General features: G+C 58.3%; 10 protein-coding genes. 8 read left to right on the plus strand and 2 right to left on the minus strand.

All coding sequences use genetic code 11. The features are described from left to right. The first annotated feature begins 1 nt into the window (after position 1). Both OWK27_RS23970 and ugpQ read left to right on the plus strand, forming a co-directional pair. Entirely contained in the window at positions 2 to 1,072 is a 1,071-nt protein-coding gene (locus OWK27_RS23970; protein WP_176609292.1) for a sn-glycerol-3-phosphate import ATP-binding protein UgpC, read from the plus strand. Next, the gene (ugpQ, locus tag OWK27_RS23975) at positions 1,069 to 1,809 is read left to right on the plus strand and encodes a glycerophosphodiester phosphodiesterase (protein ID WP_267591348.1); all 741 of its coding nucleotides are present in this window, start codon (positions 1,069 to 1,071) and stop codon (positions 1,807 to 1,809) included. Before OWK27_RS23970 ends, ugpQ begins: the two co-directional genes overlap by 4 nt. Here the strand turns inward: ugpQ and OWK27_RS23980 are convergent. Further along, positions 1,799 to 2,170, minus strand: coding sequence for a DUF2756 family protein (locus tag OWK27_RS23980; protein ID WP_148420560.1), 372 nt, complete (start codon positions 2,168 to 2,170; stop codon positions 1,799 to 1,801). The two genes, ugpQ and OWK27_RS23980, sit on opposite strands and share 11 nt — an antisense overlap. A gap of 122 nt (positions 2,171 to 2,292) precedes the next feature. Between OWK27_RS23980 and ggt the strand changes: the two genes are divergently transcribed. Next, a complete protein-coding gene (gene ggt, locus OWK27_RS23985; RefSeq protein WP_252005008.1) occupies positions 2,293 to 4,038 on the plus strand; it encodes a gamma-glutamyltransferase in 1,746 nt (581 codons plus the stop codon). Between the two features lie 88 nt (positions 4,039 to 4,126). Here the strand turns inward: ggt and yhhY are convergent, their stop codons facing one another. Then, positions 4,127 to 4,615, minus strand: a complete 489-nt coding sequence (gene yhhY / locus OWK27_RS23990) for an N-acetyltransferase (RefSeq protein ID WP_176609296.1) — start codon at positions 4,613 to 4,615, stop codon at positions 4,127 to 4,129. A gap of 310 nt (positions 4,616 to 4,925) precedes the next feature. On the opposite strand from yhhY, the gene OWK27_RS23995 reads away from it, so the two are divergent. The 5 genes from OWK27_RS23995 (at position 4,926) to gntU (ending at position 9,867) form a co-directional block, all read left to right on the plus strand. Then, positions 4,926 to 5,963 carry an oxidoreductase gene (locus OWK27_RS23995; RefSeq protein WP_252005009.1) on the plus strand — a complete coding sequence of 346 codons (1,038 nt, stop codon included), beginning with the start codon at positions 4,926 to 4,928 and terminating at the stop codon, positions 5,961 to 5,963. Positions 5,964 to 6,086: 123 nt separating this feature from the next. Further along, positions 6,087 to 6,782, plus strand: a complete 696-nt coding sequence (locus tag OWK27_RS24000) for a pirin family protein (RefSeq protein WP_148420563.1) — start codon at positions 6,087 to 6,089, stop codon at positions 6,780 to 6,782. A 91-nt stretch (positions 6,783 to 6,873) separates the two neighbouring features. Continuing rightward, positions 6,874 to 7,869 (plus strand): gluconate operon transcriptional repressor GntR, encoded by a 996-nt coding sequence (gene gntR / locus OWK27_RS24005; RefSeq protein ID WP_148420564.1) that lies wholly within the window; start codon positions 6,874 to 6,876, stop codon positions 7,867 to 7,869. Between the two features lie 126 nt (positions 7,870 to 7,995). Then, positions 7,996 to 8,523 (plus strand): gluconokinase, encoded by a 528-nt coding sequence (gntK, locus tag OWK27_RS24010; RefSeq protein WP_148420565.1) that lies wholly within the window; start codon positions 7,996 to 7,998, stop codon positions 8,521 to 8,523. A gap of 3 nt (positions 8,524 to 8,526) precedes the next feature. After that, the gene (gntU, locus tag OWK27_RS24015) at positions 8,527 to 9,867 is read left to right on the plus strand and encodes a gluconate transporter (protein WP_193356546.1); all 1,341 of its coding nucleotides are present in this window, start codon (positions 8,527 to 8,529) and stop codon (positions 9,865 to 9,867) included. Positions 9,868 to 10,028: the final 161 nt, after the last annotated feature.

Below are 10,028 nucleotides of genomic sequence, written 5' to 3' on the forward strand. Positions count from 1 at the left end.
GATGGCAGGTTTAAAACTTCAGGCAGTTACCAAAAGCTGGGATGGTAAAACCCAGGTCATTCAGCCGCTCACCCTCGACGTGGCGGACGGGGAATTTATCGTGATGGTCGGCCCGTCCGGCTGCGGCAAATCGACGCTGCTGCGCATGGTGGCGGGGCTTGAACGCGTTACCTCTGGCGATATCTGGATCGACCGCCAGCGCGTCACCGAGATGGAGCCAAAAGATCGCGGCATCGCGATGGTGTTCCAGAACTACGCTCTCTATCCGCACATGAGCGTGGAGGAGAACATGGCGTGGGGGCTGAAAATTCGCGGGATGGGCAAAGGCCATATTGAGGCACGGGTGAAAGAGGCGGCGCGTATTCTGGAGCTGGACGGCCTGCTCAAGCGTCGCCCGCGCGAGCTCTCCGGCGGCCAGCGCCAGCGCGTGGCGATGGGGCGCGCCATCGTGCGCGATCCGGCGGTGTTCCTGTTCGACGAACCGCTCTCGAACCTCGACGCCAAGCTGCGCGTGCAGATGCGCCTGGAGCTGCAGCAGCTGCACCGCCGTCTGAAAACTACCTCCCTGTACGTAACCCACGATCAGGTCGAAGCCATGACCCTTGCCCAGCGGGTGATGGTGATGAACAAAGGCGTTGCCGAGCAGATTGGCACGCCGGTGGAGGTGTACGAAAAGCCGGCCAGCCGCTTCGTGGCGAGCTTTATCGGCAGCCCGGCGATGAACCTGCTGGACGGGCGAATCAATAGTGCGGGAACCCACTTTGAACTGGAAAGCGGGATGGCATTGCCCGTCAACTGGTACTATCGTGGCTACGCCGGGCGTAAGATGACGCTCGGTATCCGCCCGGAACATATTGGTTTAACCTCTCAGGCGGAGGGCGGCGTGCCGCTGGTGATGGACACGCTGGAGATGCTGGGCGCGGACAACCTGGCGCACGGACGCTGGGGCGAGCAAAAGCTGGTGGTGCGTCTGCCGCATCAGGAGCGCCCGAAAGCAGGCAGCACGCTGTGGCTGCATATGCCGGAAAATCACCTGCACTTATTTGATGGTGAAACAGGACAACGAGTATGAGCAACTGGCCTTATCCCCGCATCGTCGCCCACCGTGGCGGCGGTAAGCTGGCGCCGGAAAACACCCTGGCGGCAATTGACGCTGGCGCACGCTTCGGCCACAAGATGATCGAGTTTGACGCCAAGCTGTCGAAAGACGGCGAAATATTTCTGCTGCATGACGACAACCTTGAACGCACCAGCAACGGCTGGGGCGTGGCGGGTGAACTGCCGTGGCGCGATCTGCTGAAGGTGGACGCCGGAAGCTGGTACAGCAGCGAATTTAAGGGCGAGCCGCTGCCGCTGCTGGCGGAAGTGGCGGACCGCTGTCGTCAGCACGGCATGATGGCCAATATCGAAATCAAACCGACCACCGGCACCGGGCCGCTGACGGGCAAAGTCATCGCGCTGGCCGCGCGCGAGATGTGGGAAGGGATGACCGCGCCGCTGCTGTCATCGTTTGACGTTGACGCGCTGGCAGCGGCGCAGGAAGCGGCACCGGGGCTGCCCCGCGGGCTGCTGCTGGACGAGTGGCGCGAAGACTGGCGTGAGCTGACGACCCGCTTAGGCTGCGTGTCGATCCACCTCAATCACAAGCTGCTGGATGAGGCGCGCGTGACGGCGCTGAAGGCGGCCGGTCTGCGCATTCTGGTGTATACCGTCAACAAACCCCAGCGCGCGGCCGAACTGCTGCGCTGGGGCGTGGACAGCATCTGCACCGATGCGATTGATCGGATCGGGCCGAACTTTACTTATTAAGCATGCTGCCGTTCTGCTGGGTCGGCAGCATATGCTGCTGACCGCCGCTTTGCGACATCCCGCCTCCTAACATCCCGCCGTTTGAATTGGGCAGCGGCTGCTCGCGCATCTGGCCCTGCTGGACGCGCTGGGTGTTGGCGTTCATCTGGCTTTGCAGGTGCTGCTGCTGCACCTGAGTCTGCGTTTTTAACTGCTGATTAAGCATTCCTTTCTGCTGCTGTTGCTGGCTCATCATCTCCGTCTGCATGCGCTGCTGGCTCGGGATCACGTAGCCCGGCTGGTTCGGGTTGTTCAGCGTGTTGAGCGGCTGTGCGAGCGCGGCGAACGGGAGCAGCGCGATCAGGATCGGTAATCGTTTCATGGTTATCTCCTCCTTTGAGGCTTCTCTTAAGTGTACTCCGATTCCACCATAACGATGATTTTTTAGGAGTTGTGAACCAGGCTTAAGCGGGGAATATGGGCCCCTTCACCTGGAGAACAATAATGATGAAACCAACCTTTTTGCGCTGGGTCGCCATCGCTGCGCTGATGGCAGGGGGTACATTTACCGTGGCGGCCAATCCGCCCGCCGCGCCTCCGGTGTCGTACGGCGTGGAGGAGGACGTTTTCCACCCCGTGCGGGCAACGCACGGCATGGTGGCCTCGGTTGACGCGCTGGCGACGCAGGTGGGCGTTGATATTCTTAAGCAGGGGGGCAACGCGGTGGATGCGGCGGTCGCGGTAGGGTACGCGCTGGCCGTAACGCACCCGCAGGCGGGGAATCTGGGCGGCGGCGGGTTTATGCTGCTGCGCACGAAAGACGGCAAAACCACGGCCATCGACTTCCGCGAAATGGCGCCCGGCCAGGCCACGCGCGATATGTTCCTCGACGATCGGGGCAACCCTGACAGCAAAAAATCCCTGACCTCGCACCTTGCCTCCGGCACGCCGGGCACCGTTGCGGGCTTCTCGCTGGCGCTGGAAAAATACGGCACCATGCCGCTGAACAAGGTGGTCCAGCCTGCCATTAAGCTGGCGCGCGACGGCTTCGTGGTCAACGACGCGCTGGCGGACGATCTCAAAACCTACGGCAGCGAAGTCATTCCGAACCATGAAAACAGCAAAGCTATTTTCTGGAAAGACGGCGAGCCGCTGAAGAAGGGCGACAGGCTGGTGCAGAAGAACCTGGCAACCAGCCTGGAGCGCATTGCGGAGCACGGCCCGGACGCCTTCTATAAAGGGGCGATAGCCGACCAGATTGCCAGTGAAATGCAAAAGAACGGCGGGCTGATTACCAAAGCGGATCTGGCGGAATACAGGGCGGTGGAGCGCGAGCCGATTAGCGGCACCTATCGCGGGTATGAGGTGTTCTCCATGCCGCCGCCGTCGTCCGGCGGTATTCACATCGTGCAGATCCTCAACATTCTTGAAAACTTCGATATGCACAAGTTCGGCTTCGGCAGCGCGGACGCCATGCAGGTGATGGCCGAGGCGGAAAAACGCGCCTACGCGGACCGCTCGGAATACCTTGGTGACCCGGACTTTGTGAAGGTGCCCTGGCAGGCGCTAACCAACAAAGCCTATGCCAAATCGATTGCCGATGGGATCGACATCAACAAGGCGAAGCCGTCGAGCGAGATCCGCCCCGGCAAGCTGGCACCGTATGAAAGCAACCAGACCACGCACTTCTCGGTGGTGGATAAAGACGGTAACGCGGTAGCGGTGACCTATACGCTCAACACCACGTTCGGGACCGGGATTGTGGCGGGCAACAGCGGTATTCTGCTGAATAACGAGATGGATGACTTCTCCGCCAAGCCGGGCGTGCCGAACGTGTACGGACTGGTGGGCGGAGACGCCAACGCCGTGGGGCCGAAGAAGCGTCCGCTGTCGTCCATGTCGCCCACCATCGTGGTGAAAGACGGCAAAACGTGGCTGGTGACGGGCAGCCCTGGCGGCAGCCGTATTATCACCACCGTGCTGCAAATGGTGGTAAACAGCATTGATTTTGGCATGAACGTAGCGGAAGCGACCAATGCGCCGCGCTTCCACCACCAGTGGCTGCCGGACGAGCTTCGCGTGGAGAAGGGCTTTAGCCCGGATACCCTGAAGCTGCTGGAGCAGCGCGGACAGAAGGTGGCGGTGAAGGAGGCGATGGGCAGCACCCAGAGCATTATGGTCGGGCCGGACGGGGCGCTGTTTGGCGCGTCGGACCCGCGTTCGGTGGATGATTTAACGGCGGGTTATTGAGGGCTCCCCTCACCCTAACCCTCTCCCCATAGGGGAGAGGGGATTGCACGGTGCGGTCTTTTCTCCCTCGCCCCTTTGGGGAGAGGGGTTACTTCATCCGCGCCATATAATACGCGTCCACATACTCACCGTTGCGCAGGGCAAAGCGCTTTCCGGTCCCCTCAATCTCAAAACCGTGCTTTTTGTACACCGCGATTGCCGGTTCGTTATCAACAAACACCGTCAGCTCAATGCGATCGACGCGCAGCCAGTTGTCGCACATATCGATCATGGTGCGCATCAGGGCGCTGGCGACGCCACGGTTTTGCCACTGCGCGCCCACGCTGATGCCAAAATCGGCAACGTGGCTGCGGCGCGGACGTGGCGCAACCGCAAGGCACAGGTGTCCGGCAACGGTGCCGTCGATACAGGCGACCAGCTGTTTAATGCCCGGCTGGTCGGCGAGCCGCTCCTGCCACATCTGCTCTGAGGGATGAGGAACCTGTAGCGTGTTGTGATACACCTCCGGCTGGGCGTGGATCTGACGAATGGCGTCATAATCTTTCGGTTCAGCGTGGCGTATCACTATCTCACTCATTCCTTCATCCTCGGTCAGTTAAAAGTCCCTTCCAACATCAATGACTTTAAATTTCGAGTCAATCGCTATTTTTTGCAAAAAGTGTTGGACAAGTGCGAATGAGAATGATTATTATTGCTCTGCGTTCAGGAAGACCCCTGCGGTAACCTGAAAGCACGACATTGCTCACATTGCTTCCAGTATTACTTTAGCCAGCTTCTAGCTGGCTTTTTTTTTGCCCTTTTTCTCCCTCTCCCCGTGGGAGAGGGCTGGGGTGAGGGCAAAACATGCGCTATGGTAAAACCCAGTAACCTTCCAAAAGGACTGAGCCATGACACTACATTGCGCATTTATTGGATTTGGCAAAAGCACCACGCGTTACCACCTTCCGTATGTTCTCAACCGTAAAGACAGCTGGCACGTTGCCCATATCTACCGCCGCAGCGCGAAGCCGGAAGAGCAGTCTCCACAGTATTCCCATATTCATTTCACCAGCGATCTTGATGAGGTGCTGGGCGACCCGCAGGTTAAACTGGTCATCGTCTGCACCCATGCCGACAGCCACTTCGACTATGCGAAACGTGCGCTCGAGGCGGGCAAAAACGTGCTGGTTGAAAAGCCGTTCACCCCGACCATCGCCGAAGCGAAGGAACTGTTCGCGCTGGCGAAGAGCAAGGGGCTGACCGTCACGCCGTATCAGAACCGCCGCTTTGACAGCTGCTTCCTGACGGCGAAAAAGGCGATAGAGAGCGGCAAGCTCGGCGACATCGTGGAAATGGAAAGCCACTTCGATTACTACCGCCCGGTGGCGGAAACCAAACCCGGCCTGCCGCAGGATGGCTCATTTTACGGCCTGGGCGTGCACACCATGGACCAGATCATTTCCCTGTTTGGCCGACCGGACCACGTGGCGTACGACATTCGCAGCCTGCGCAATAAAGCCAACCCGGACGACACCTTCGAGGCACAGCTGTTCTACGGTGACCTGAAAGCCATCGTCAAAACCAGCCATCTGGTGAAAATCGACTACCCGAAATTTATCGTTCACGGCACCAGAGGCTCGTTTATCAGGTACGGCATCGACCAGCAGGAGACCAGCCTGAAGGCCAATATCATGCCCGGCGAACCGGGTTTTGCCGCGGACGATTCCGTCGGCGTGCTCGAGTATGTGAACGATGAGGGCGTAACGGTCAGAGAAGAGCTGAAGCCCGAAGCCGGTGACTATGGCCGCGTCTACGATGCGCTGTATGAAACCCTCACCAACGGCGCGCCGAATTACGTCAAGGAATCTGACGTTCTCACCAACCTGGAAATCCTTGAACGTGCCTTCGAACAGGCTTCTCCTGCCACGATAACCCTTGCCAGATAAGCAAAAACGGCTCCTCTGAACTTGTTCACAAATTTTGAACAGAGGAGTCAATTTTCACCCTCTATGATCCCAGACGGTTTGCGTCCACACTTACTCCATCGAAACGAACTGAGGGTGAAAACAATGATCTACTTACGCAAAGCAAACGAACGTGGTCACGCAAATCATGGCTGGCTGGACTCATGGCATTCATTCTCGTTTGCCGACTATTATGACCCGAACTTCATGGGCTTCTCCGCGCTGCGCGTCATTAACGATGACGTGATTGATGCAGGCCAGGGCTTCGGTACCCACCCGCACAAGGATATGGAAATTTTGACCTACGTGCTGGAAGGGGCGGTTGAGCACCAGGACAGCATGGGCAATAAAGAGCAGGTTCCGGCGGGCGAGTTCCAGATTATGAGCGCGGGCACCGGGGTGCGTCACTCCGAGTACAACCCGAGCAAAACGGAAAAACTGCACCTGTATCAGATCTGGATCATTCCGGAAGAAACCGGCATCACGCCGCGCTACGAGCAGCGCCGCTTCGACGCGAAGCAGGGCAAACAGCTGGTGCTCTCTCCGGATGCGCGTGAAGGTTCCCTGAAGGTGCATCAGGATATGGAGCTGTACCGCTGGGCGCTGGCGAAAGACGAACAGTCCGTACACCAGATTGCCGCCAACCGCCGCGTGTGGATCCAGGTGGTGAAGGGCGACGTGACCATTAACGGCACCAAAGCCACAACCGCAGATGGTCTGGCTATCTGGGACGAGCAGGCGCTCTCCGTGCATGCCGACAGCGAAAGCGAAATCCTGCTGTTTGACCTGCCGCCGGTCTAAATAATTTCTCAACCTTCCCTTTAAACGGGGAAGGTTGAGCTTTGTCCGTGATAAACTGAGCAAATCTCTCACTTCAAGATTTCTCAGGACGATGAAAAAGAAACGCCCCGTACTTCAGGATGTCGCCGATCGCGTCGGTGTGACCAAAATGACGGTCAGCCGCTTTTTACGTAACCCGGAACAGGTTTCCGTCGCGTTGCGTGGCAAGATTGCCGCAGCCCTTGATGAACTGGGTTATATCCCCAACCGCGCACCCGATATTCTCTCCAATGCGACCAGCCGTGCGGTGGGCGTCCTGCTTCCTTCCTTAACTAACCAGGTTTTCGCCGAAGTGCTGCGTGGCATCGAAAGCGTCACCGATGCGTTTGGTTATCAGACCATGCTCGCGCACTATGGGTACAAGCCGGAACTGGAGGAAGAACGTCTTGAATCGATGCTCTCCTGGAACATCGATGGCCTGATTTTAACGGAGCGTACCCACACAGCCCGCACGCTGAAAATGATCGAAGTGGCGGGCATTCCGGTGGTGGAGCTGATGGACAGCCAGTCGCCGTGCCTCGACATTGCCGTTGGGTTCGATAACTTCGAAGCGGCGCGGCAGATGACCGCGGCCATTATCGCCCGCGGCCACCGGCACATCGCTTACCTGGGTGCACGTCTGGATGAACGTACTATCATCAAACAGAAAGGATACGAGCAGGCGATGCTCGACGCCGGTTTGATCCCGTACAGCGTGATGGTGGAGCAATCCTCATCCTACACCTCGGGTATTGAGCTGATGCGCCAGGCGCGACGCGAGTATCCGCAACTGGACGGTATTTTCTGTACCAACGATGACCTTGCGGTCGGCGCGGCGTTTGAGTGCCAGCGTCTGGGGCTGAAGATCCCTGACGATATGGCGATTGCCGGCTTCCACGGCCACGACATTGGTCAGGTGATGGAGCCGCGCCTGGCGAGCGTCCTGACCCCGCGTGAACGCATGGGCCGCATCGGTGCAGAACGCCTGCTGGCGCGCATTCGTGGTGAGGCAGTTACCCCTAAAATGTTAGATTTAGGTTTCACCTTGTCACCGGGTGGATCTATTTAATCCGACAAATTTGAAGTAGCTCACACTTATTCACTTCGCGCACGTTTGGATATTGCTTCTCTTTTGCCCCGGCAGGACAATGTTACCGATAACTGTTACCCGTAACAATTGACTGAGGGACACCCTTTGAGCACGACTAATCACGATCACCACGTTTACGTCCTGATGGGCGTGTCCGGTAGCGGTAAATCTGCCGTGGCGAGCGAAGTGGCGCATCAACTTCAGGCTGCGTTTCTTGATGGCGACTTCCTCCATCCGCGCAGCAACATCACCAAAATGGCTGCCGGCGAGCCGCTGAACGACGACGACCGCAAACCGTGGCTGCAGGCGCTGAATGACGCCGCGTTCGCGATGCAGCGTACCAACAAAGTTTCCCTGATCGTCTGCTCCGCGCTGAAAAAAACCTATCGCGACCTGCTGCGCGACGGCAACCCGAACCTCTCCTTCATCTATCTGAAGGGTGATTTCGAGGTAATTGAAAGCCGTCTGAAGGCGCGTAAGGGCCACTTCTTCAAAACCCAGATGCTGGTGACGCAGTTCGAAGCGCTGCAGGAGCCGGGTGCTGACGAGCAGGATGTCCTGGTGGTTGATATCGATCAGCCGCTGGAAGGTGTTGTAGCCAGCACCATCGAGGTTATCAATAAAAGGCAATAAGTTTTGAGTACATTAACGCTTGTTTTGACAGCAGTGGGTTCCGTTTTACTGCTGCTGTTTTTAGTGATGAAGGCGCGTATGCACGCTTTCGTTGCTTTGATGGTGGTTTCTATTGGTGCAGGTCTCTTTTCCGGCATGCCGCTCGACAAGATCGCCGCGACGATGGAAAAAGGGATGGGCGGCACGCTGGGCTTCCTGGCCATTGTGGTCGCGCTGGGCGCGATGTTTGGCAAGATCCTGCACGAGACGGGCGCAGTCGACCAGATTGCCGTCAAGATGCTGAAATCCTTCGGCCACAGCCGCGCGCACTACGCGATTGGCCTCGCTGGCCTGATTTGCGCGCTGCCGCTGTTCTTTGAGGTGGCGGTGGTGCTGCTGATTAGCGTAGCGTTCTCCATGGCGCGCCATACCGGCACTAACCTTGTGAAGCTGGTCATTCCGCTGTTTGCGGGCGTGGCCGCAGCCGCGGCGTTTCTGCTGCCGGGGCCTGCGCCGATGCTGCTGGCTTCCCAGATGCACGCCGACTTTGGCTGGATGATCCTGATTGGCCTGTGCGCGGCAATCCCGGGGATGATTATCGCCGGTCCGCTGTGGGGCAACTTCATCAGCCGCTACGTCGAGCTGCACATTCCTGACGACATCACCGAGCCGCACCTGGGCGAGGGAAAAATGCCGTCCTTCGGCTTCAGCCTGTCGCTGATTCTGCTCCCGCTGGTGCTGGTAGGGCTGAAAACCATTGCCGCCCGCTTTGTGCCTGAAGGCTCTACCGCCTATGAATGGTTTGAGTTTATCGGTCATCCGTTTACCGCGATCCTGGTGGCGTGTCTGGTGGCAATTTACGGCCTGGCGATGCGTCAGGGCATGCCGAAAGACCGCGTGATGGAGATCTGCGGTGCTGCGCTCCAGCCTGCGGGCATCATTCTGCTGGTGATCGGTGCCGGTGGCGTGTTCAAGCAGGTGCTGGTGGATTCCGGCGTGGGTCCTGCTCTGGGTGAAGCGCTGACCGGAATGGGCCTGCCAATTGCGGTGACCTGCTTCGTGCTGGCCGCGGCGGTACGTATCATTCAGGGCTCCGCGACCGTGGCCTGCTTAACGGCCGTAGGGCTGGTGATGCCGGTGATTGAACAGCTGAACTACTCCGGTGCGCAGATGGCGGCGCTGTCTATCTGCATCGCGGGCGGTTCGATTGTGGTGTCGCACGTGAACGACGCAGGCTTCTGGCTGTTCGGTAAATTTACCGGCGCGACCGAAGCGCAAACCCTGAAAACCTGGACGCTGATGGAAACCATCCTCGGCACGACGGGTGCGGTTGTCGGGATGATTGCGTTTACGCTGCTGAGCTAAACCCGGTTTTCTCCTTCTCCCTGTGGGCTGAGGATTCCCCAGAAAAATGAAAAGCACGATGAAGTGTGATCTACTGGTTGCGCTAACAAATCAGAAGAGACCTCATCGTGCCTTTACAGACAGTCTGCCAGAAATTTTTCTCCGCGTCTTTACCGGACATT

The sequence above is a fragment of the Enterobacter cloacae complex sp. 2022EL-00788 genome (genome assembly GCF_026627565.1).
In the GTDB taxonomy this organism is placed as follows: domain Bacteria; phylum Pseudomonadota; class Gammaproteobacteria; order Enterobacterales; family Enterobacteriaceae; genus Enterobacter; species Enterobacter pasteurii.